The organism is Arthrobacter sp. 9V (assembly GCF_902506065.1).
Lineage (GTDB): Bacteria > Actinomycetota > Actinomycetes > Actinomycetales > Micrococcaceae > Arthrobacter.
The window spans coordinates 2,493,716-2,516,917 of sequence record NZ_LR732912.1; the positions used below are offsets into that span (position 1 = coordinate 2,493,716).

Genomic DNA, 23,202 nt, shown 5'->3' on the forward strand with positions numbered 1-23,202 from the left:
TCCCAGAGAGGCCACCATGCCACAGGAAGTCCCAACCACCCAGGATGCGCCCTCCGCGTCCACCAACACTGCTCGCACCCGCACTGCACTCATCGTGGGCGCCAGCATGGCAGGTCTCTCTGCGGCCGCCCAACTCTCGGCTGTCGGCTACAGAACAACAGTGGTTGAGAGATCACCGCACTTGAGACTGACTGGAACGCCTATCGACGTCCGCGGCGAAGCGTTGGCCGTCGCCGGGAAAATGGAAATTCTTGAAGACCTGCGTAAGAACAGGGTAAATAGTGATGAACGACCAGTGTTTACCACTTTCGTCAACGAAAACGGGGATGCTGTTGCCCAACTACCCTTGGAAATGGCCAACGACTCCGACGATGACATCGAGATCTCCCGTGAAGCGTTGATTAACATCCTTCATGCCAAGACGGACGGGACCACCGAATTCGTGTATCGCGACTGGCCGGTTTCCATCACTGATGGTGAAACAAACGTTGTTGTGCAGTTTGCAAGCGGGGAACAGAAGACCTTTGACATCGTCGTGGGCGCCGATGGGATTCACTCTTCAGTGCGGCGACTTCTGATTGGTCCGGAAAGCTTGTATCGAAAGCACCTGGGCGTTTACTACGCAATCGTCGACCTCCCCCGCTCCAGCAAAGGTATCAGCGGCGAAAGCCGAACGTTCAACTGCCCGGGCCGGATGGTGGGGATCAACGACTACGGAGACCGCTCGTTCGGTGTTTTTGCCTACAGAGGCCCGGAAACCGAATACGACTACCGAGATACAACAGCGCAGAAGAAGCTCCTTATACAAGCATTCGAAGCAGAGCAAGGATGGCACATCCCGTTTCTTCTCGATGCCGCGTGGGAAGCCTCCGAGATCTACTTCGACTCCGTCAGCCAAGTTCACATGCCCCGATGGTCCCAAGGACGTGTAGTGCTGGTCGGGGACGCCGCGCACGCGGCATCGCTATTCTCAGGGAGGGGAACATCCTTAGCGATCATGGGTGCTGCCATCCTCGCTGAAGAACTCCACGCTTCCGATCACGCACATGGAGTCGCATTCGCCCGGTACGAGTCCCGCCTCCGGCCTGCTGTGGTCAAGGCGCAAGAGGGGGTCTTGGAAGCACGCGACTTCATGGTGCCGGAGACCCAGGACCAAATTGATGAGCGAAACCGACAATTTCCCCTGATTTCACTCCCGCTGGCCTAAAAACATCACAAGGCGGCTCTCCGGGATACCGGACAGCCGCCTTCTGCGAACATTCACCCCGACCAGCGCCGCACCGCCATCCGCAGACCCCAGCACGTCAGCCAGCCCAGCAACTGCAGCGAGTAAGCCTGGCAGAAACCGCATCAACTCTGTGGTCGGCGCGTGCCGCAGGGTCGGAGTTCCCTGTTGACTTGGGTGGCGGAGCGTGAGCTTTCGCTCGACCTGACAAAACGTCCATTATCGGCGCTGGCGGATCACGCACACTCAGTCTCTGGCTCTGCGTCGGGCCCATTCGAGCGCGGCCACAACGCTGGTAGACGGGCTACTTAATAACGACCGGGTTGACCGGTGCGCCCGAGCCGCCAACAATCTTCATAGGAGCGGCAGTGTAGAGGAAAGTCCATTGCCCGTCAGAGGAGCAATCCTCGGCAAGTTTATCCAAGGCGATAATTTCCGTAAATGCGATGCCCAGGTTACGCATGAGCGCGTTGTGCAGTGGAAGGTCAACTCCGCTGACCGGGTCGCGGGTGACCTCGTTGCCGATGGTATCAGTGACTAGGTTGGGTATTTCCATATCTCGGAACCACTCCACTAGCTGCGGGGAGTAGGTCAGGCCAGGTTCTAGGAAGTCGCGGTAGAACTCCGTTTCCTCCGTTTCGTAATAGGAGCCGACCCAGCCTGTGCGAATAAGTAGTATGTCGCGTTTATGGATGGTGACACCCTGTGCTGACGCAGCAGCCACCAGGTCCTCATGGGAGAAAGTTTCGCCTCTTTCCAAGGCCGCTTTGCCCCGAAAGCGCGCGATGTCGATGAGGATGCCCCTTCCCACGATTCCGCGTTCTGCTATAGGGAAGACGCTGGCCTTCTTCAGGCTCCCGATGGTTGTCTCTGCGGCATACCCATTGTAAATTTTTTCGCCGTACCACATATGCCCCAACGCGTCGTACTGACTGGTTCCCTGAAGATACATGGTGATCACATCATCGGCGTATTCAAGATCGCCATTGAAGCTAGGGCCTGTCCCACAGAGAAAATTTCTCCGGTCCATGACGTTAGTCCTCACTGCGGTCTTTCGGCCGGGCCAGATCGGATCGCCTTCTGGATTGCCAATTGGAATGGCCAGAGTAAAACTCTTCCCGGTACGGATTTCCGCCGCACCGCGCTGAGCTTCTTCGACTGTAAGGTAATTCAAGGAGCCGACTTCATCCTCGGGTCCCCACTTCCCCCAATTCTTAGGCGAATCACGTAGAAGTTCCTGCAATGTGGGCGTGCCCAGGGTTTCCTCGGTCTCAGTCATCGCTAGCTCCTTAGGTTTCTCGGGACTGCAGCACCAATTGCTGAAGAGATTCTTGTGATCGGCGTCAATTCGGTCGATCGCTCTGGCCTCAGTGGCGAGGTGCCGGTGGCGCAGACTAGGGCGGAATGATGACCAGCTCTCGCGGCTTGGCATCCCTGCCGGCTACAGCGCCGTATTCCTAGGGAGTCCAGGCACTAGGCAGCCCAAGCACGGAGGCGCCGGTTTACCGGGGCGATTCAGTCAACTTGAAAATCGTTGAACTGTCGCCATCAAAGGTCATCTTGCGGCCGTACCCGTCGATCCATGACCAGAAATAGGAGGCATCATCACCTATATCGTCGACGGTGGCTCTTAGGATTGGAGACCCAGGTACTTGGACGAGCACCCTGTCCCCCTTGTTGAGATGCACCCAATCGTCATAGCCCACTCTGCAAACGTGCTAGTCCCCCGCTGGGTGCACATCCGGGATTTTAATGTTGGTTTCCATGATCTTCGATCCCATTTCCGTGGCGGCCGCTGGCTCCTCCGACTGTCAATTCGTACCGGACAGTCAGGATTGAAGCTGCCTAACGGCCATCTCTTGATCCAAATTACATCAGTGGGCCAGCCACACGACCTGGCCCACTGATGTTTTTAGGACCAGCTTTTGATGAACTCAAGAACTGCCGAGTCAACCTCTGCGGGCTTTGAAGCACTCAGGAAGTGATGACCGCCTTCGATGACCTCCAGCCGGACCTCCCGCGCACCAGTGAACATGAGGATTTCTTTTTCTGCATTGGCCACGGAATAGACCTTGTCCTCTGAGCCGTGCAACCACAGCACGGGTGAAGTAATGTCCCGCAGTCGTCCATGAAGCCCGTCACGGTCCCTGAGGTTAATGGTGCTGAGCAACAGCCGTCGGCGACCGTCGTCTCCGGAGTAGTTGGAACGGTAGGTAGCCAGCCAGAATTTGCGTTCCTCAGGTGCGAGTCCGCCCAGTGCAGCGTCAAAGGTATCGTCGACAAACTGCTCGGGTACCACCCATTCGTCCGGTACCGGGTCTGCGAAGGCCTCGATGAAAGGCGTGCAGAATTCCGGGGCATCCCAACAGCCGAGCTGCCGGCTTTTGAGGGTCTCGGAATCCATGGACGAGCCCAGCGGAATGATTCCCCGGACTACTTCCGGCGCCAACAAGGCCATGCGCGCCGCTATCCATCCTCCTTGGGATGTCCCCAGCACGAAGGCCTCGTTGATACCTAAAGCGGCCAGGGCCTGCAGGTTGGCGACTGCGCTGTCCCAGTAAGAGAAGTGTTGGTAGGACGCTCTTGTACGGCCGTGACCGTAGGGTTCAAGTGCCAGGAGGTTCACTGCCGACGTCAGGGCGGCGTTGGCGAACTGGGGCCTATAGAGTTCAGCAGATGTGGTGTAGGAATTGATCAGCACCAGTGTGGGCAGATCCGGGTTATATTGACCGCTCAGTGTGTATCCAACCACTGATCCGCCAAGGTGCGGGACGCTTACGGTCTGCTCGATCTTTCTCATGTTCCTATTACTTTCTTCCTGTTGTGAGACTCGTTGGCCGGAGGCTGCGCCTGGAGCCAGTGGTATGGATGTCATGCTGATTCTTGGCTCGGTACGGATTCCGTTTCCTTCAGTGCAGAAGTTTCCCCTGCTACTTCGGCACGGGAGCGGGCTGCGCGGAAAAGGCCGTCAACTCTGGACAGCTCGGCGTCGCTGCTTCGACGGGTGAGACTGACCAGGACGTAAACAATCAGATTCACGATCAACCCAACCAAACCGGCTCCAAACCCGCCGAGCCACGGAATTGCGCCACCTGTATCCATGTACGGAATGGTCAGCGCCAGGGCTATCACTGTGCCGATAAAAAGCCCCGCGATGGCTCCGTCCTTGTTGCCGCGGCGCCAGATCAGTCCACCGAAAATAGGGACAGCCAGCTGGATGATTGCTTGGTAGGCAAGCTGGGCCACTCCGGCCAGGTTTGACCACCCGTAGATCTGATTTGCGATGACTGCTGCAATGATGGCGGCGCCCGCCATGGATCCTTTTGCCAGATAAAGTTCCTGCTTATCACTCAACGGCCGGATCACGCCGACGATGTCGTTGGCAACCTGCGTCCCAAGGGATTGTGTGACACCGTCAACAAATCCCATGCTGGCCGCAAAGACGATGAGCAACGCAAAGGCAAGGAGCCAAGTTCCACCAGCGTCTTGCGTGAGGGCGAAGAAGGCCGACAACGGATCCGCCGAGGCAAGGGACATGGGCGCGGCGCAAAGCGCCACAGCCATAAGCAACACGAAGAAAACAAAGCCGATCACCATGGCTTGGAGGGAGCCCTTCTTGACTTCCCGCACACTCCCGGCGGTATAAATCCGGGTGAAAATCATGGGCCAGCACAAGCTGCCGATGATCCCGGAAGCGACAATTCCGAAGTAGAACCATTCGCCGCTTTCTGAGCCGTAGCCTGGGAGGCTTAGCTGCGCGGTGGTCAGCTGTTCAAGATTCGAGAAGCCGCCGAAGTAGAAGATCAGCAGGCCCAAGCACAGCACGGCAGAACCGACGTATGCCACGATCCCCTGAACCATGTCGGTGACGATCAGTCCACGCATGCCCATTTGCACAGTCCAGAACTGACGAACTACGAGCACTGCGATACCGATCAGAATCGAGACCTCGAACGAGAGATTTCCCAAGGAAGCCCATTGGATGACCGCACCCATGGCAATGAGTCCGAGGATGAGCCAGGGAAGTAGAGCCACCACACTAATGGCGCTGCTAAGTAGCTTCAGTCCAGGACTGTTGTAGCGCAGGGACAGCAGGTCCGACTGAGTTCGTAGGTCGAACTGTTTGCCCCATTTCCACACTGGTCGCGCGATGAAGTACATGGCGAGAACGCCCAAAGTGGAATAGACGAGGAAGTACAAACCAATGACACCGCTGACCACGGCAAATCCAAAGACCGCAGTAAACGTTGAGCCGGGCCACCACGAATTGGTGTAAGCCATTGATACGAACCAGCTGGAAAATGACCTTTCGCCCACCGCATAGCTGCTGAAATCCGAGACGCTGCGGCCATGCTTGGTTTTATGCAGCACAAGGACAATAAGCAAGAAGAATGCCGCGAGGACTCCGAAAGTGATAAGCATCAGTCCAACTCCCCCCGCCGTCCCTCAACACGCCACAGGCCGTAAGCGACCACGATGGGTGCCGCCGAGATCAAAAGGAGATACCAGATTGAGCCGGGAACGCCGGCAAACAGCTTGTGCTCTGCAGAAAGTGGGATGTACAGCGGCGGCGCCAAGGCCAGCACAAATATCAGGGTGAACAGCGTGCCGAAAAGTAGATTAGAAAAGGACCGCCTGTGAATCTCTGCGCGTTCCATGATGCCTCACTTAGGACTATGTTTGGGGGTGTCATCGTTGACAAATCCCAGCCTAAGGAAGCCCCGCCCTCAGTGATATCGGTCACGTGACGTATCTTTTCCTCCCTATGAAGAGTGAATGAGTCGAAGTCCCTCGCGGGTAACAAGTGCGGCTGCTTCAGCACGGGATGAAACCCCGAGCTTTGCAAGGATGTGTTCGACGTGAGTCGAGACCGTTCGTCGGCTAACTACCAGCTCATCAGCTATCTCAGGGTTACTGACGCCATCAGCAAGAAGCGTGGCGATCTGAAGCTCTCTGGGAGTTAGCCCATAGGGCGGTAACACTTCCCGCTCTGCCACAAGGGCCGTGTTTTGTACACATCGTGTGATGCTGATTCTGTGGCAAGTCCCCTGACCGTCAAGCCAGATGTAGCTGCTGTCCCCATGACGGGCGAGCGGCAGAAGTAGCGGCCATAACGGTCCGTCCGATTGGAGTGTCTTGCCTAGCTCACGGCCAGCAATGGTTTGGTCAAAACCGGCAGCTATCACCGCCACGTTTGCGTCGCCATGCAATTCTTCGGCCAGGAGCCGGTACGGTTGGGATGGGTCACAGGCGGCGGCAAGCACCGGAAGGAACTGCTCGACAATTCTCCTGGCTTCTTCTGTTGCAGACCGTTCCCCCAACCAATTCATATGGATGGCTCCCACGTGATGCCCACCGGGCAACCAGAGACTGGCAGATATGCCTTCGTTAAAGCCTGCCGGTCGGAGATATTCTTCGGCCAGGGGCGTGAAGGCAAAATGAACGTCCCAATCACGATCAAGGTCTGCCCATCGGAGAGCCTGACGAACCCGGTTCCGCACCACACCGAACCCTGGATTCCTGGTTTCCGGGATGAAGTTTTCAAGCAGTTGTGACACGGCGTCCTCGGAGTAGCCGTCCGAGGTGAGTTTCTGGTGCTGAGATCGCTCCCCGGCAGGGTTCGACGCTGAAAGTAATACAGCATCACACCGCACCAGGTCGCGAAGGAGTCTGGTAATTTGCTCTGCGCGCTCAAGAGTGACCGGAGTTGCTGCAAAGGGAGTTTCTAATGCTGGATAGGCGCGCATTGAACCATTCCTAGTTGGGAGAATATGTTGATTCCCGGATGACCAGCTCCGGGGTCAGGCGCTCAGAGGACGGATTCTGTCCCTGGAGAACGGAAACGAGCAGCTCCAGCGCCCGGGTGCCCATGGTGTGCAGTGGTGAGCGCACGCTGGTCAAGGGCAAAGGCAGCTCTGCTGCGAGCTGAGTGTCGTTGTAGCCCGCCACGGCGACGTCCTTGCCCGGATGCAGTCCCGCGTCCCGCACTGCACCGAGAACACCAATAGCGGCGAAGTCATTGACAGCAAAAATGGCTGTCAATTTAGGGTTTTGTTTGAGGAGGTGTTCCGCTGCCTCATGGCCGCCTCTCGCATCGAAAGCGGAATTGACTGTTAGCACTTCAACGCCGGCTTTTCGGTACGTATCGACAAAGCCACCGCTCCGGTCCACGCCCGTGCTGGCGAAAGGTTCGCCAGCGACTACGCCAACCTTCTCGTGCCCAAGGTCCAGAAAGTGCTCGGCAACAAGGCTGCCTCCCAGATAGTCATCGCAGGTCACGGATGGATACTTGGACGCGTACCGGCTCACGAGAACGAAGGGAACTCCGCGCGCCGCCACTTCATCGAGTACAACTGCGTCACGGTGCGCGTCGCCGAGGATGAGGCCATCGACGTGACGGGACAAAGCCAAATCAATTCTGGCGCGCTGTTCGGCCGGGCGGTCGTAAGTGTTCATGACAAACGTGGCGAGTCCATGGCGGGCACCCGCGTCTTCCACCCCCTCGTAGATAGTGGCGAGCACCATGTCAGATAACCGGGGAACCAATACTCCGATCAGATTGCTTTGCGCCGTTCGCAGGCTCTTTGCGTGTGGGTTGGGCCGATAACCGAGCCGCTGAGCCCAGTCACGCACTGCTGCTGCCGTAGCCGGTGATGCCGCGCGCGAAACCTCCTCAGGAGAGCCGCTGAGAACCCTCGACACTGTCGAGACGTCGAGCCCTGCCGCCTGCGCGATCGTTTTCAGCGTGACCGAGCTGCTTTTATATCTACCTGGCATCGTTGAAAACTTCCTCTGAGATTTGAGTACAAATCTTACCAAACGATTGTCCCAAACGTTTGGGTATGGTTACATGCAATTCAACCAACACCATCTCAATTGCAAAGAGGGACGTATGCGATCGGCCGAAGCACGACTGAAGACTCCCCCTGGAGCTGGGTTTTTCGCCAACTTTGGTGTTTCCGAGCTCGCCGGCATGATGCGGAGTGGGCTTATGACCCCAGCGGATCTTGTGGAAATTGCCTTGCAGGAGGCCCACCGCTGGCAGCCTTCGATCAACGCGTTCGTCTCGTTCGATGAGAACGGCGCCCACGCTGCGGCGTCGAAGGCTCGCACTGAACTGGCCTCGGGCATTGATCGGGGGCCGCTGCACGGCATTCCTGTTGCCGTTAAGGACGTCATCGATGTACGAGGAATGCCAACAACTGCAGGTTCGCGTCACCGAAAAAACCACCTAGCCCGTGAAAACGCCGAATGCGTTGAACGGCTCGTCCAGGCAGGGGCGATCATTATTGGGAAGACCACGACCCACGAATTTGCGAACGGACCCACCGGAGATCGCTCTGCCACCGGCCCTACGCGCAACCCACACGATACGGACCATATGGCTGGTGGTTCGAGCAGCGGGTCCGCTGCCGCGGTTGCCGCTGGCATCATCCCGTTGGCGCTCGGTACCGACACCGGCGGCTCCGCTCGCATTCCGGCGTCTTGCTGCGGCGTTGTAGGGCTCAAACCAACCCACGGAGCTTTGCCCACCCGCGGGATGGTGCCTTTGGCACCATCCCTGGACACCATAGGTTTGCTGGCCCGCACCGCGGCCGACTGTCTCCTGCTGTGGACCGCATTGAGGGGCACCCGGACTATAGCTCTCCCCCCTGGTATCGGATGGATCAAGCCGGATTCGATCTATCCGACCCAGCCTTCAATCACTTGTACGGTCCGAAGCAGGGTCGATCAACTTCTCACCGGGGAAGCCGACGTCCAGGAAGCCAGTGACCTCAGAGAGGCATACAGGATCATCCAAGGCAGTGAGGCATACGCCCAACATTCTGAGTTGATATTCAACTCGCCCGAACTTTACGACCCCGAAGTACTCGCGCGGTTGCTTTCCGGCGGCGAGATTCCAGGGTGGGAGTATGTCAAGGCGATGGAGCTTAGGCACAGTGCCCGCCAAAGAATCCAGCCTCTGCTGAATCGGTACGGGGTTCTGGCACTTCCGACGATCCCCCTGACCCCTCCCCGGCTCAACAGCCGTATGGAGTTCATCGACGGGAGCAGCCTGGAGACCCGGAAGGCTCTTCTCTCCCTAACAAGCCCATGGAGCGTTTTAGGACTCCCGGCCATCTCCATTCCAGCGGGCACAGCCGAAGGGCTGCCGGCTGGACTACAGCTGATAGGTCCCCCTGGAGCCGAATCCCAACTCTTGAGGGTGGCCGCGCAGATCGAAGAGACCCAGTACCCGATGAAAGGAAACTGATGCGAACACTTACCTTCAACCGCGAAGGAACAACTTTGACGGCGGAGCTGCGAGAGGGTAGCGGTCCGCCGGTGGTGATTGTCCCTGGGGTGATGTCGGATGCGTACACTTGGCGCCCGGTCGCCAACGCTTTGAACTTGGCCAACCCGGTAATAGTCCTTAACCGCCGCGGGCGTCTGCCCAGTGGACCAACCGGCCAAGGGTACTCAGTCCGGACTGAAATTGACGATTTGCACCACATCCTCAACACTCTCGAAGAGGACGTTCACTTGTTCGGCTGGAGCTATGGCGGACTGATTGCTCTGGAAACGGCGACAGAGCGACGCAACCTCCATTCTGTCATCGCGTATGAGCCCGTCTCCAGCCCGTTCGGATCGAACGCCCTTGAACCCCTGCGTCTTGCTCTTGGGAGGGGCGATTTGGACAGCGCAGTCGAGGTGGTAAAGCGGGTCATGGCCGGTTACTCCGCCGAATATATGGCAGCCCTGCGTGCAGACCCGATTTGGCCTGTCCTTCGTCCTCTTGTTCACCCCCTGGTTGATGAGCTGGCTGCAATAAATGACCATGTTGCAGCGCTCTCTCGATACAGGGAAATCACCGCTCCAATCACCCTGATGCTTGGCGAACGCAACGAAGAGAAGCCGCCATACGGTATCGCTTTCAATGTCTTTTCGCGTGCCCTTCCCGACGCCCAGATCGTACGCATGGCAAATCAGGGCCATCTTGCACACAGTGAAGCGCCGGCCGTTCTGGCGGAGCACCTCACGCAAGCTGTCTTGAAGCACAACGAATCCCAACACTCCAGCTAGTTCGTCATTGCCGTCACGAAATATTCAGGCTTCCGGTCAACCTACTCACGGCGCCGTCGCTGGCAATGCTTACGCACGCCACCGGTTGGTCAACGTTGACTCGTCACTAGGATGCGCCACGGTCCGCGACGAGCGTGGATCGCTCGTTGGTCATCGGCCCGGGTAAACCACGGCTTTGAGCTGGCCGGGCTGCCTGCCAGCTTTGAGGGCGTCCTCGGACTCAGCGAGTCCAAACTTGCCGGTGACCAGGATGTCCAGGTCTACTTTGCCCTCCGCGAGGAGTTGGATGGCGAGGGGCCAGGTGTTGGTGTAGCGGAATACGCCGGAGAGCCAGATCTCGCGGTTCTGGATGAAGGAAACCGGCAGTTCGACGTCGTCCGCGCCGAGTCCCACCAGGATCACGCGGCCCGCGGGTCCGACGGCCTTGATGCCGGAACGCACCGCTAGAGGGGCGCCGGAAGCGCCTATAAAGGCGTCGACGCCGAGCCCTTGCACGCTGTCCGTTTTCGCGTTCAGCGCGTGGGTGGCGCCGTGTTCCAGGGCGAAGGCGAGACGGTCCTCGGCGATGTCCGTGATGTAAATTTCACTTGCGCCGAAGGCCCGTGCGGCCTGCGCCGCAATGACGCCGATCGGTCCGGCGCCGGCGATCAGGACCCGGCTGCCGGGCTTGATTTCTGCGCGTTCGCACGCCCAGAGCCCGACGGAGAGCGGCTCTATCAAGGCGGCTGCTTCGTCGCTGACGTTGTCCGGGATGTCGTACGCGAAGTCGCTTTGGATGGTGACGTACTCGGCAAAGGCGCCGTCCACGGGAGGCGTCGCGTAGAACTCCATTTCCGGGCAGAGGTTGTAGCGTCCGGCCTTGCATTGCTTGCAGGTTCGGCAGGGGCGTTGCGGCTCGACGGCGACTCTCGCACCAATGCGGGCGGGGTCCACTGAACTCCCGACGGCAGCAATCCGCCCTGCGAGTTCGTGGCCGAGGATCAAGGGGTGGTCCACTATGTAATCGCCGATCCGCCCGTGCTCGTAGTAGTGGACGTCGCTTCCGCAGACTCCGACCGCTGATACCTCCACCAGCACCTGGTCGGCGTCGAGGTGCGGGATGGGCAGCGTTACCATGGTCATTTCCCCTTGGCGCTGCAGGATGGCCGCACGCATGGTGGCTGGCAGCTCCGGCTGGTTAAGCAAGGGGGTTTGGGTCGTTGAGGTTGTCATGATTTCGGGTCCTTTGGAGTTGATTACTTGACCGCGCTGAATTACTTGACCGCGCCGAGCGAGAGGCCCTGGACGAGCTTGTCCTGAGCCGCGAATCCAGCGAGCAGCACTGGCAGCGAAATGACGACGGCAGCCGCGCAGACTTTGGCTAGGAAGAGGCCTTGGCTGGAAACAAATCCGGTCAGGAACACGGGAGCAGTGCCTGCCACAACGCCTGTGAGTACCCGGGCCAACAGCAGTTCGTTCCAGCTGAAGATGAAGCAGATCAGGGCTGTGGCTGCGATGCCAGGCATCGCGACTGGTGCGATCACCTTGCGCAGCGTGAGGATCAGGTTGGCGCCGTCGATCTGGGCCGCTTCCAGCATTTCGACGGGGACTTCGGCGAGGAAGGACCGCATCATCCACACTGCGATAGGCAGGTTCATGGAGGTGTACATGAGGATCAGGAACCAGATGTTGTCCAGTGCGCCAACGGTCTTGGCAAAGAGGTACAGCGGCAGGATCGCCGCGACCACCGGCATCATCTTGGTGGAGAGGAAGAAGAACATGACGTCCGTCCACTTCTTCACCGGCCGGATGGACAGGGCATAAGCGGCGGGAATGGCCAGGACGAGCACCAGAACCGTGGACAGGATGGAGGCCGTGGCGGAGTTGATCAGCGAAGGCCACGGGCTGACGCCTGAGGTCTCCCCGAAGAACTCCTTGTAAGCGTCCAGGGTGAGATTGGCAGCCAATGACGGCGGGTTGGTGGCGGCGTCAGTCTCGGAGTGGAACGAGGTCAGGATCATCCAGAGGACGGGTGTGGCAAAGAGCAGCGCGAGCAGCCAGGCGGCGAGACCGGCGGCCGTGTTGTTGCGGGTGGGGTCCATGCGGGACTTGCCGCGACGGCGGGTTCCCGACGGCGTGCTGGACTTTTCAGGCGTGGTGCGGGCTGCGGCAGGACTGAGTGTGCTCATCGTGCTGCCTCCTTCTTGAAGAGCGAGAAAACGGTGCGGAGGGCGAAGGTCGCCACGAGGATGGTGCCAATGACCACCACCACGCCGGCCGCGGAGGCCAGCCCGTATTCATTGGCGTAGTAGAACGTCTGGTAGATCGCGTAAGGGAGGTTCGCTGTACCCAGGCCACCGGACGTAAGGGTGAAGACGGCGTCGAAATTCTGGACAATGTAGATGGCACCCAAGAGCCCCCCAAGTTCCAGGTACTGCCGCAGGTGCGGGAGTGTCAGGTGCCGGAAGATGGCCCACGGTGTGGCACCGTCCATCTGGGCTGCCTCTACGGTGTCCATGGGCCGGGACTGGAGGCCGGCCAGCAGGATGAGCATCATAAATGGAGTCCATTGCCACACCAGCGAGATGATCACGGCCATCAGCGGTGCTTGCGACAGCAGGTCCAGCTGGGGAGGAGTATCGCTGCCGAACAGGGACCATGCCCACGTCAGGATGCCGTTGATCAGGCCGTAGGTGGGGTTGAGCAGTGCGTGCTTCCAGATCAGGGCAGCGGCCACGGGCACTACCAGGAACGGTGCAATCAGCAGTGTCCTTGCCAGTCCGCGTCCGATGAATTTCTTATCCAGCAGCAGGGCCAGGCCCAGGCCGATGACCAGACTCGCCAGGACCACGGCCACCGTGAGGAGGATGGTGGTGAAGATTGCTTGGCGGAGATCGGGATCTGTTAGGACCGTGACGTAGTTCTCGAAGCCGGCGAAACCGGTGGTGCCGGGGCTCAGGCTGTTCCAGTTCAGGAACGAGATGATCAGGGTCACCACGAAGGGGAGCTGGGTGACGATGATGAGGAAAATCAGGGCTGGAAGCAGTGGCGCGCGCCGTGCCCAGGCCAGGGCGCGTTCCCGCGATGCTTTGTTTCGTGAAGGTTTGGCTGTGGCATGTCCCGGGCGGGAGATGCGCGCCGTTGCGGTAGTCATGATGTTCTCCTGCGGTTCGGTTATTGCTTGTTCTTGTATTTGTCGCCAACTTTTTGCGCGGCTTCCTGGCCCTTGGTCAAGGCCTCAGCCACGCTCCCCTGTCCGGCAATGGCAGAGCTGACGCCTTGGGAGACGTTGGTGCCGAGAGCGGCGAACTCGGGGATGCCGACAAACTGGATGCCGACGGCGGGGCGTTCCTGGAGGCCGGGGTTCTTAGGGTCTGCATTCTCGATGGCAAAGCGTTCGGCTTCGAAGAACGGGGCGGCGTTCTGGAAGTCGGCGTTCTCATACGTGGAGATGCGCTTGCCTGAGGGCACCTTTGCCCAGCCGAGCTTGGAGGCGACCAGTTCTTCGTATTCCTTGGAGCTGGCCCATGCGATGAACTTCTCAGCGGAGTCTTTTTTCTTGGAAGCCGCTTGCAAAGCCCAGGACCAAGTCCACAACCAGCCGGAGGATGAGGTTTCTTTCACCGGGGCCTGGGCGTATCCGATCTTGCCCTTCACCGGGGAAGCTTCGGCCTCCAGCGCGCCGGCGGCCGAGGTTGCGTCGTACCACATGGCCACTTTGCTTTGCGTCAGGTTATTCAGGCACTCCGTGAAGCCTGCCTGGGCTGCACCGGCCTGGCCATGTTCCCGCACCAGTTTGGTGTAGAACTGGGTTGCTTCGGTGAATTCGGGCGAGTTGACCTTCGCGTTCCAGTCTTTGTCGAACCAGGTACCGCCGAAGGTGTTGACCACCGTTGTCAGCGGCGCGAAGACCTGCCCCCAACCAGGCTGGCCGCGGAGGCAGATGCCCTTCATCCCGGGTTCCGCGCCGTCCACCTTTGCGGCGAGCTCGGCCACTTCATCCCAGGTGGGCTTCTCCGGCATGGTCAGACCCTTGGCATCGAAAACGTCCTTCCGGTACATCAGGAAGGAGGATTCACCATAGAACGGCTCACCATAGAGTTTGCCGTCCGTGCCGGTGAGGGACGCAGTGTAGGCGGGCAGAATGTCGTCCTGCTTGAACTCGGGATCCTTGGCCACGTTGTCCAGAGGGGCCAACCAGCCGTTGGCGGAGTAGAAGGGGATCTCGTAGTTGGACAACGAAGCGACGTCGTATTGTCCGGCCTGGCTGGAGAACTCCTGGCTGATTTTCGCCCTGACATCGTTCTCCGGCAGCACCGTGTAGTTCACGCGGATGCCGGTCTCCTTGGTGAAGTTATCCGCAGTGAGCCTCTGCAGGTCTTCCATCTGCGGGTTGTTGACCATCAGGACGCTGATGCTGTTCTGGTCACCAGCTCCGGTTCCGCCCGCTCCGGCGCAGGCCGTGGCGGTGAGCGCGATGGACAAAGCGCCGGCTGCAAGGGCTGCCGCACGTGTTTTTGAGCGCATTGAGGACTCCTTCGTTCTTCGGGGGGGTGCGCAGTCTCCGCACTCCTACTACTGCGTGGAAGTACAAGACCTGGGCAAGGCATTCGACCGGATGACCGGGGCGCCTCGCTGTGTTCCTCAAGATTAGGCGTGTGGGGTGGGGCACAACTAGCGTCATAGATGACGCATACTGATACTTATTTTCCCTACCAGTTGGAGGCCCCGTGAGTTCCACCTACACCCACGATGGTGCTGCGGCGCGCTTGGCCCAGCGGCTCCTGGGCATGCGGGCCAACCGCGAAGTGATCCCCGAAGACCCGAACCATTCCGTCCGTTGGCACCAGCACGACTACCCCAGCCCCGTGGCGCGTTGGAACTATCACCCTGAATACGAGATCCACCTCATCCGAACAGGATCGGGAAAATTCATTGTGGGTGACTACATTGGCACCTTCGAGGCCGGACACGTTTCCCTGGTTGGGTCCGGGCTCCCCCATGATTGGGTCAGCGACCTCGAACCAGGGGAACTGCTTCAAAATCGCGATGCCGTGATCCAGTTTGACGGAAGGTGGGTTGAACACGCGGCAGAGCTGGTCCCGGAGCTGGCGGAAGTGAAACCGCTGTTGGAACAGTCAGCACGGGGCATAGAGTTTTTTGGCCATACGGCGGAAGTGGCAGCCGCGTCCATTGAAGCCATGGGCACCTCCACGGGTTTGGAACGGCTGCATCACCTGCTGGCATTGTTTGCCACCCTTTCCCGGGCACCGGACCACGAACGCAAATACCTCGCCGACGAATGGTTCCGACCGCAATTGGACGGCCAGGCAGAAGCCGTAGTGGACATCGTCTTGGAGTACGTCTTCAGCAACCACGCCGGCAGCGTCTCCATGTCAGAAGCAGCAGCCATGGTGGGCATGGCAGAGCCCACGTTCTCCAAATACTTCAAACGTGCGACCGGCCAGAACTTTTCAGATCTCGTCCGGAAACTGCGATTGGCCCACGCACGCCGCCTCCTGGAACGAACCGATAAGCCCGTCTCGGACATCTGCTACGAGGTGGGATTCAGCAACCTGTCCAACTTCAACCGCCATTTCTTGGCCGATGCGGGCGAGAGCCCTAGCCAATATCGCAAACGTGTGCAGGATTAGCCTCTATCCTTGGATGACACTCCTGCAGTCTTGGCGTGGTTCAAGGGCACACCACGTTGTTCTGTCGATTTATGGTCGCAGGTGAAGATTAAATACCCTCGTATCGTCGAGGCCACCGCCTACGTGAATTTCGAAAGCACCCGGTTCCACAATGTAAAGACCCTCGTTGTCCCAGAAGCCCAAGTCATTCCAGCCCAGCTCGAAGGAAAGCGTTATGGTCTCGCCAGGTTGCAAGCTGCTTCGGGTGAAGCCCCGCAGCCGACGGACCGGTTGGGCGAGCGAGGCAACGAGGTCCCGGATGAACAGCATTGTGACTTCATCCCCTTTACACGGACCGGTGTTCGTCACATCTATTGTCACTTCTATTGACTGACCGGCGCGAAGATCCTCCATGGTGATCCGGGAGTGCGTGAGGCTAAGATCCCCGTACTCGAATGAGGTATAGCTGAGGCCGTGACCGAAAGGGAACTGGGGTCCGAGGTCAAGATCCTTGTACTTCGAGGTGTAATGGTCGTCCGTGTTGCCGGGACCCATTAGCGCAACATCAACGGCAGCGCCGTCAAGGGAGCCCGAGACCGTGGCCGGACGTCCGGTGTTTTCGTGGTCATAGTAGATCGGCACCTGACTGGACGATCGGGGGAAAGTCATCGGCAGCCGACCTCCAGGGTTTACTGCGCCACTCAAGGCCCGCGCCACCGCCCGAGGCCCCTCCAAACCGGAATGCCAAGCTTCAAGAATTGCGGGCACAGCACCAATCCATCCGCTGGTCACCAAAGGCCGCCCGTTGAACATGACGATGGCCACCGCTGCGCCGGTTGCGGCGACGGCTCGAATCAACTCCTCCTGAGCACCCGGAAGCCGCAGATCACTGCGGGAACTAGCTTCGCCGGTCAGCGCAGAAGGCTCCCCTACAGCAACTACAACGGCGTCGAAGTCCGCAGCGTCAGCCACTGCATCGGCTATATGGCCAGACTGTCCCCCGAAGAAGCCAGTCCCTTCCCTCACTGTCAACGACCATTCAGGGCACTCTTCCCCAATGGCGTCGGCCAGGGAGCCGGTAGGCTCCGCAAACGACTGAATCCATGCTCCGAGGTGGTCAGTACTCTCGGCATAGGGCCCAACCAGCAGTACACGTTTCGGCGCCGGACCAAGAGGCAGGACAGATTCATTCTTGAGTAGCACCAGACCCTTCTCAGCGGCCATAAGCGTCGCCCGGCGACTGGCGGGTGAGGGAGTCGTCACCTCGTGGTCTGCTTCCCGGTAAGGATCATCGAACAGACCAAGGGCAAGCTTCAAATTCAGAACCCGGCGAACGGCATCGTCCACGCGTTCCAAAGGAACGTCCCCGGGGCTCAGTCGCAAACGGCCGTCATCGGAAAGAACATTTCCGCCCATTTCGACGTCGAGTCCGGCAGCAAACGACTGCAGGAGTGCGTCCGGCAGGTCTTCTGCGATGCCGTGATCAAGAAGGTTGACCACGCCGTCTGCATCTCCCACCACCACGCCATTGAACCCAAATTCCCCTTTGAGGATGCTTGTCAGCAGGAGGTGGTTGGCGTGGGCGGGACGGCCGGATACGGTGTTGAAGGCCGCCATAACGGTTGCCACACCGGCGTCAACCGTTGCCTTGAACGGTTCGAGGTAGACGTTTCGGAGCCGCTGCATGGAAACATCCACCGTGTTGTAATCCCGACCACCCTCAGCCTGACCGTAGGCCACGAAGTGCTTGGCGCAGGCAAGGATGGAATCCCGATCACGCAGCGACTCGCCCTGATAGCCACGCACTTTCGACGCACCAAACACGGCGTTGACGTAAGCGTCCTCTCCGAAGCCCTCGACAACGCGTCCCCAGCGCGGGTCTCGGGATACATCGATCATCGGTGAGAACGTCCAGTTAACTCCCCCCGAGGCCGCCTCATGCGCAGATACGCGAGCGTCGGTTTCAGCCGTCGCCGGATCGAAGCTCGCAGCCTGCGCAAGGGGAACCGGGAAAGTGGTCCGCTGTCCGTGAACGACATCCAAACCCACCAAGAGTGGGATCCCGTGAGGTGTCTCTTCGCGGGCAATCCTCTGGAGTTCATTGGTGGATGCTGCGCTGCGGGGCCAAAAGACCGCTCCGATGCCGCTGCGGACCAAATCCGCAGCGTCCTCCAGTCGGGGCCGGAAGGCTATCTGAAGCTGGGCGAGCTTTTGTTCCCACGTCATCGACGCGACGAGAAGGTCAATGACCCCTTCCTGAACAGGGGCTGATGTCACAGGTATTTTCCTTTGGTCAGTGGACGGGATTGCAACTACAGCGGGCTTTGGCGTTCAGTCCCGGAGGGTCAGCACCTTCTGGTCCGCGCCCCCACCCGGCACGGGCATATAGGAGATCCGAAGCCGTTCACTCACAGCGACGGCATGATCGCCCGCGGTCAAGCCACCGCCCTTTGCAACGGAAACCGTGGCGACTTCCCCCATTTCCCATCGGTCATCAAAAACGCCTGGGAGGTCAGTCAGCTGGTACGTATTGCCGTGAACCGTCAGTGACACCGATGCGGCCGGAGCAGTTTCACCGTCAATGGTGACCTGAACGTCTTCCACCATCGAAAGACCTAAACCGCGGTAATACGGAAGTCGAACGCCGAGCTCAAAGCCAGTGACGTCGTCGCCGTCCACGACGTTTCGCAGGGTGTCCTCCACGATGATGTATTTATCGAACATTGGTTCCTCCCACGGTGGAAATGCCGACCCTAGCGGCGGCGTCGATCATTGGTTCTTCACCGAGCAAGCGTTCGAACATTCGGTGCTGCCTGCGGACCTGCTCAACGCTGTCCACGTCAAAGATGTCCTGGATGTGCCGGTTACCCTCGTACTCGCTGGAAAGGTAACCGCTGTAGCCGCCCTCGATGAGCACCGGGATGATCTTGTCGTAGGGGATGCTGTACTCCACGCCGTCATCGGTCATCTCGTAGAACTTGGCTTGGATGTGGTGGATCAGCGGCATGTGTTCAAGCATCACCTTGGGGTCATTCCAGGTGAGGAAAGTCGAGAGTCGTGCGATCCCTTGTTCCACTGGGTTGGCACCCATGTAGTTGAACGTATCCATGAGGCCGTGCACGTCCCCACGGTTGTTGTAGGTCTCCACTGCGAGCTCAACGAACTGAGGCCGGGCGCCATCACGCAAGGCGCGATCCGACATGACCCGCGGGAAACGTTCAACAAACGTGCCCATGTCCGGCATGAATCCCAAGGCCGGCGACTCCAGCCGATGCATTACTTCCAGGTGCCGGATGATCCACGGATGTTCGTAGTGGAAGGGAGCATGAACTTCCAGGAGCAGCTTCAGGCCCAGCTTCTCAGCGTAAGGAGCGCATGCTTCCATGACCTCCGGAGGGGTATTGATGATGGCCCGGACGTACTTTGCGCGGAGCCTTTTTGCGATGTCCAGGTCTTTACGTACTGACTCGGTCATCTCATCCAGTGTCATGACGCGGCCGGGGTAGCGCTTGGTGTCCAGGAAAAGGTCCGTGGCCACAGTGGTGGTGCCGTACTTCGCCATCCATCCGTCCCAGGTGCGGTAGAACTCGTCCCCGGGATTCGGGTAGCCGGTCATGGACTGTTCGGGAATGATCTCAACACCGAAAGCCCCAATGGATCCGGCTTCCCGGACACAGTCCTCCAGGGACATTTTCTTCAGGAAGCACTCTTCCTGGTAGCTGTAGAAACTGACTCCACGCTTGATCTGATGGGCGGTATTCAACACCCGGCTCCTCGTGTTTGGCACGCTGTATGCGCGACATTTCGCACCGACCAACGACGGGCGTATTGCCACGGTACCGGCGGAGTCCCACAAAAGGCAGTGCCCGGAAGATCACGAACACCGATGCTGCGCATCCACAGATCGAATGACCACAAGCGGCACCGCCGCAGTTTCAAAGGGTAGCGTTTTTACAGGTGCCTGCATCGATTGAGAACGCTTCGTGCGCTGATGCTCCCGGGCACTGTGCGCCGGGCTCACCACCAGGGCACTGACGTAATCCGCGAAGGATTCCACCGTGAAAACCGAATCTGATATGCATGGCCAACCTTACGACGTCGTCATTGTTGGCAGCGGCCCCTCCGGCTCCACGTATGCCCGCATCCTCCACGAAGATGCTCCACAACTCCGGGTGCTGATGGTTGAAGCCGGACCGCTGCTGGCCGGGCAACCAGGTCTGCACGTGAAGAACCTGCCGGACCCACAATCACGAGCCGCTGCACAGCTCGCGTCCCAAGGCCCTGTCACCTCCCTTAGCACCGAGTCACCAACACCAGGTCCGGGACGCCCTGGAACGTTCCTGTTGCGTCCCGACGAATTGGCTCCCCTGGCGGGGATGCCGGCGGCAGCCATGTCCAGCAACGTGGGCGGCATGGGCGCCCATTGGACCTGTGCCTGTCCACGGCCCGGAGGATCCGAACGGATCACGTTCCTCGACGACGGCACCTTGGACGCAGCGCTTGCCGATGCCGAGCGGATCCTGTCCGTCACTTCGGAGGCGTTTGAGGACGCACCATTCGCGGCTGAGGTCCGGCGTCGACTTGAGGGTGAGTTTCATCGTCCAGTGCCGGCGGCAGTCAAAGCGATGCCGCTGGCTGTTCAAAAGCATCCTAATGGCACCGTCACGTGGTCAGGGACCGACGTCGTACTTGGTCCGCTGGCTGAACCGAAGACGCACGGCGACCGCTTCGAGTTACGTGATCAAACGCTGTGCCAACGCGTAATGCTCGACGGCGGACGCGTCACCGGAGTCGAGCTGAAGGAGCTCAGAACCGGCGCTGTTTCCTTTGTGAGCGCTCCGATAGTCGTCGTGGCAGCTGATGCCCTCCGGACCCCGCAGATTCTTTTCGCTTCCGGTATCCGCTTGCGCGCTCTGGGCCGCTACTTGAACGACCAGCCGCAAGTGATCACTGCCGTCCGATTGCCGCATGACGTTGTCGAAGCCGGGACGGTAGCTGCTGCCGCGGGTGCGGCACAACACAGCGGAGTCTCCTGGGTTCCCTACACGGACCAAGAGCCCTTCCACGGCCAAGTCATGCAACTTGATGCATCGCCCGTTCCACTCGCAGAAGATGATGATGTAGTGCCCGGATCCATCATTGGTCTCGGGTGGTTCTGCGCCACGGAAACCGTGGAAGAGAACAGGGTTGAGTTCGACGAGAACGCGTTGGACCACTACGGGATGCCTCGCATGAGCATCCAGTACCACCTGACATGGAAAGACCTGCAGACCATCGAAGCAGCCAAGGAGTCAGTCACGCGGGCCGGGAAGGCGTTGGGAACTTTCCTGGATGACAGGCCGCCCTTCCTCCTGCCAGCGGGTTCGTCATTGCACTACCAAGGTTCGGTTCGCATGGGCCAGTACGACGACGGTCGCTCAGTGTGCGGTCCGGACAGCCAGGTCTGGGGTGCTGACGGGCTGTATGTTGCCGGCAACGGGGTCATCCCCACATCCACTGCCTGCAATCCGACGCTGACTTCTGTGGCCTTGGCGGTGCTGGGTGCCCGGGCCATAGCTGACCGCATCCAGTAAGCACACAGACAGCGAAATGGCGGTGTCACCTTTGAGGTGACACCGCCATACTTGTGAAGCGTCAGCGCTGGGAAACGTCCAGCAGCTTGATGCGAGCAGCGCTGATTGTGTCACTTTGAAGAACCTGCAGACGCTCATCACCGTTTAGGTGTCGTCCCTCTTGCCAACCATCGAACGTCAGACGAAGCTCCCGCACCGAGTCCACCTCCAGCACCGAGTCTGCTCCCTTAAAATCGAACAGCGCGCCTTGGCCCACAACCAGGAACTCCAATGGTCCCGTCTCAATGATGAGCCCGAATGGACGGTTGTCACCTGGAGTGTGCCCGTGTGCGGAGCCTTCGGTCTCCCCCGGCAACTCCGCAGGCGGCGGCAGGACTACCCCTGCGTCAAGGAGCATGGCCCGGTATAGCTTCGCTGCGTTGCGGATGCTGACAGTGATCCCGCCGAAGTTGGTGGCAACGTCATCTTCGTCCTGTTCCAAGGCAAACCCGAAGATTCGCCCATCCCGCTGCGCATCAACAATCTCCCGGGTAAGGGAAGTTATGGCCTGACACGCCCGGCTGTATTGGTTGCCCGCACGTCCATCCTCCAGGCCGAAGACATGGTAGCCAAAACCTCCGAACCGGCCCACCGCGAGGAAGGCATCTCCTGCCCGGAATTTGGCCTCCGGGATGAAGAGCACATTCTCCGGCAGAGCGTACTGGGCCATGATCTCGGCAGAGTTGGGGACATAGATATCCGGGGCAAGGAAATCCAGGGCCGGGGCAATTGCCTGCCACACCGGCAACATCTTCGCCGTTGGACCGCCACTCGGGTAATTGCCTGGCAGATCCTGGCCGGGCTGCGGTCCAATCCATGCGTTGGCGTAGGCCGGAAGATTCAGTATTTCCTTGCCAGCGGCCGCCAGACCACCGACGTACGTGGCAAACGCACATGCCATGAACGCCTCGTCCGCGTTCGGATTACCGTCGCCGAAGTGCTCTTCCCAGCTGGCATCAGAGGTGGTGATGGGATGGAGAACTGCCGCCAGCGAGGGATCGAATGAGTGCTCATTGTTGGCCAGGGCCTTCCTGAGTACTTCCGGTACAGGCGATTGCCACGCGGTCAAAGCTGCTGCTGAGCGGTCCCTTCCTGCTCCGAGGAGTCCGACTTCGTTCTCCACCTGGACCATGATCACGGTGTGCCGTGTATCCGTCTCAGCAAGGTGGGCCATGAAGCGGCAGTACGCTGCTTTGTCAGCTTCGTAGAGGTTCTTGGAAAAAACAGAGAGTGTTGGGCGGGGCATGGAGCCTTTGTAGGAAAAGGGAGTTTCCATGGTTTGCGATCCGCGCTCAGCTCGGGGAAAGCGTGATGTGTCACCTCGTACCCACGACGGCGCGTAGGTGGATGAAGCATTCTTGAACGCTCCAAACCAGATGATGACGAGCTTCATGCCAGCCGATCCAGCATCTTCTATGAGCCCATCAACGGCGGAGAAATCAAAGACACCTTCAGATGGTTCTATCTGGTCCCACGCCACTGTTGCGATCACTGTGTTGGCTTTGGACTGAGCAATCTTTGCCCACAGTGGTGCCATGAACTGGCGATCCGAAGAGCTGGAATTGTGCAGCTCACCGCCAATACAGAGGAACGGTTCATCGTCAACGATCAGTCGGGTGTGGCCGGCATAGCGTTCAAGTCTGGGGAGGGACGGCATGGTCTTCTTTCTTATTAACTGCGGTCATGGGCC

At 59.3% G+C, this 23,202-nt stretch carries 19 protein-coding genes; 5 read left to right on the plus strand and 14 right to left on the minus strand.

Annotated elements, in window-relative coordinates:
• The first annotated feature begins 16 nt into the window (after positions 1–16).
• Positions 17–1,207: an FAD-dependent monooxygenase gene (locus tag BACI9J_RS11635; protein ID WP_159734520.1), complete on the plus strand. Its 1,191-nt coding sequence runs from the start codon at positions 17–19 to the stop codon at positions 1,205–1,207.
• A 322-nt stretch (positions 1,208–1,529) separates the two neighbouring features.
• Here the strand turns inward: BACI9J_RS11635 and BACI9J_RS11640 are convergent, their stop codons facing one another.
• The 6 genes from BACI9J_RS11640 to BACI9J_RS11665 all read right to left on the minus strand — a co-directional run bounded on the left by BACI9J_RS11640 (position 1,530) and on the right by BACI9J_RS11665 (position 8,002).
• Positions 1,530–2,504, minus strand: a complete 975-nt coding sequence (locus tag BACI9J_RS11640) for a cyclase family protein (protein WP_159734521.1) — start codon at positions 2,502–2,504, stop codon at positions 1,530–1,532.
• 633 nt (positions 2,505–3,137) lie between these two features.
• A complete protein-coding gene (locus BACI9J_RS11645) occupies positions 3,138–4,025 on the minus strand; it encodes an alpha/beta fold hydrolase (protein WP_159734522.1) in 888 nt (295 codons plus the stop codon).
• A gap of 71 nt (positions 4,026–4,096) precedes the next feature.
• Positions 4,097–5,647, minus strand: a complete 1,551-nt coding sequence (locus BACI9J_RS11650; RefSeq protein WP_159734523.1) for a sodium:solute symporter family protein — start codon at positions 5,645–5,647, stop codon at positions 4,097–4,099.
• Complete coding sequence (locus BACI9J_RS11655; RefSeq protein ID WP_159734524.1) at positions 5,647–5,883, minus strand: hypothetical protein; 237 nt, start codon at positions 5,881–5,883, stop codon at positions 5,647–5,649. The genes BACI9J_RS11650 and BACI9J_RS11655 overlap by 1 nt, the downstream gene beginning before the upstream one ends.
• Before the next feature lie 105 nt (positions 5,884–5,988).
• Complete coding sequence (locus tag BACI9J_RS11660) at positions 5,989–6,972, minus strand: helix-turn-helix transcriptional regulator (RefSeq protein WP_159734525.1); 984 nt, start codon at positions 6,970–6,972, stop codon at positions 5,989–5,991.
• Positions 6,973–6,982: 10 nt separating this feature from the next.
• The gene (locus tag BACI9J_RS11665; protein WP_159734526.1) at positions 6,983–8,002 is read right to left on the minus strand and encodes a LacI family DNA-binding transcriptional regulator; all 1,020 of its coding nucleotides are present in this window, start codon (positions 8,000–8,002) and stop codon (positions 6,983–6,985) included.
• Between the two features lie 214 nt (positions 8,003–8,216).
• On the opposite strand from BACI9J_RS11665, the gene BACI9J_RS11670 reads away from it, so the two are divergent.
• Together BACI9J_RS11670 and BACI9J_RS11675 are read left to right on the plus strand one after the other, a co-directional pair.
• Positions 8,217–9,479, plus strand: a complete 1,263-nt coding sequence (locus BACI9J_RS11670; RefSeq protein ID WP_201296566.1) for an amidase — start codon at positions 8,217–8,219, stop codon at positions 9,477–9,479.
• Positions 9,479–10,288: an alpha/beta fold hydrolase gene (locus BACI9J_RS11675; RefSeq protein ID WP_159734528.1), complete on the plus strand. Its 810-nt coding sequence runs from the start codon at positions 9,479–9,481 to the stop codon at positions 10,286–10,288. The genes BACI9J_RS11670 and BACI9J_RS11675 overlap by 1 nt, the downstream gene beginning before the upstream one ends.
• A 150-nt stretch (positions 10,289–10,438) precedes the next feature.
• On the opposite strand, the gene BACI9J_RS11680 is transcribed toward BACI9J_RS11675, so the two are convergent.
• From BACI9J_RS11680 to BACI9J_RS11695, 4 genes are read right to left on the minus strand one after another with little or no spacing between them, the layout of a single operon-like run.
• Complete coding sequence (locus tag BACI9J_RS11680; protein WP_159734529.1) at positions 10,439–11,500, minus strand: NAD(P)-dependent alcohol dehydrogenase; 1,062 nt, start codon at positions 11,498–11,500, stop codon at positions 10,439–10,441.
• A gap of 41 nt (positions 11,501–11,541) precedes the next feature.
• Positions 11,542–12,456 carry a carbohydrate ABC transporter permease gene (locus BACI9J_RS11685; RefSeq protein ID WP_159734530.1) on the minus strand — a complete coding sequence of 305 codons (915 nt, stop codon included), beginning with the start codon at positions 12,454–12,456 and terminating at the stop codon, positions 11,542–11,544.
• Positions 12,453–13,421, minus strand: coding sequence for a carbohydrate ABC transporter permease (locus tag BACI9J_RS11690; protein WP_159734531.1), 969 nt, complete (start codon positions 13,419–13,421; stop codon positions 12,453–12,455). Before BACI9J_RS11690 ends, BACI9J_RS11685 begins: the two co-directional genes overlap by 4 nt.
• Before the next feature lie 20 nt (positions 13,422–13,441).
• Positions 13,442–14,794 carry an ABC transporter substrate-binding protein gene (locus BACI9J_RS11695; protein ID WP_159734532.1) on the minus strand — a complete coding sequence of 451 codons (1,353 nt, stop codon included), beginning with the start codon at positions 14,792–14,794 and terminating at the stop codon, positions 13,442–13,444.
• 203 nt (positions 14,795–14,997) lie between these two features.
• Here BACI9J_RS11695 and BACI9J_RS11700 point away from each other — a divergent pair, with 203 nt between their 5' ends.
• Positions 14,998–15,921: an AraC family transcriptional regulator gene (locus tag BACI9J_RS11700; protein WP_201296568.1), complete on the plus strand. Its 924-nt coding sequence runs from the start codon at positions 14,998–15,000 to the stop codon at positions 15,919–15,921.
• A gap of 69 nt (positions 15,922–15,990) precedes the next feature.
• On the opposite strand, the gene BACI9J_RS11705 is transcribed toward BACI9J_RS11700, so the two are convergent.
• From BACI9J_RS11705 to BACI9J_RS11715, 3 genes are read right to left on the minus strand one after another with little or no spacing between them, the layout of a single operon-like run.
• Positions 15,991–18,177 carry a glycoside hydrolase family 3 N-terminal domain-containing protein gene (locus BACI9J_RS11705; RefSeq protein ID WP_236558670.1) on the minus strand — a complete coding sequence of 729 codons (2,187 nt, stop codon included), beginning with the start codon at positions 18,175–18,177 and terminating at the stop codon, positions 15,991–15,993.
• 54 nt (positions 18,178–18,231) lie between these two features.
• Positions 18,232–18,624: a C-glycoside deglycosidase beta subunit domain-containing protein gene (locus tag BACI9J_RS11710; protein ID WP_159734533.1), complete on the minus strand. Its 393-nt coding sequence runs from the start codon at positions 18,622–18,624 to the stop codon at positions 18,232–18,234.
• On the minus strand, positions 18,614–19,666 hold the full coding sequence (locus BACI9J_RS11715; protein WP_159734534.1) for a TIM barrel protein: 1,053 nt from the start codon (positions 19,664–19,666) through the stop codon (positions 18,614–18,616). Before BACI9J_RS11715 ends, BACI9J_RS11710 begins: the two co-directional genes overlap by 11 nt.
• A 292-nt stretch (positions 19,667–19,958) precedes the next feature.
• Here BACI9J_RS11715 and BACI9J_RS11720 point away from each other — a divergent pair, with 292 nt between their 5' ends.
• Positions 19,959–21,473 carry a GMC oxidoreductase gene (locus BACI9J_RS11720; protein WP_328699797.1) on the plus strand — a complete coding sequence of 505 codons (1,515 nt, stop codon included), beginning with the start codon at positions 19,959–19,961 and terminating at the stop codon, positions 21,471–21,473.
• Between the two features lie 61 nt (positions 21,474–21,534).
• Here BACI9J_RS11720 and BACI9J_RS11725 read toward each other — a convergent pair whose 3' ends face one another.
• On the minus strand, positions 21,535–23,169 hold the full coding sequence (locus BACI9J_RS11725) for a DUF5597 domain-containing protein (RefSeq protein WP_159734535.1): 1,635 nt from the start codon (positions 23,167–23,169) through the stop codon (positions 21,535–21,537).
• Positions 23,170–23,202 lie beyond the last annotated feature (33 nt).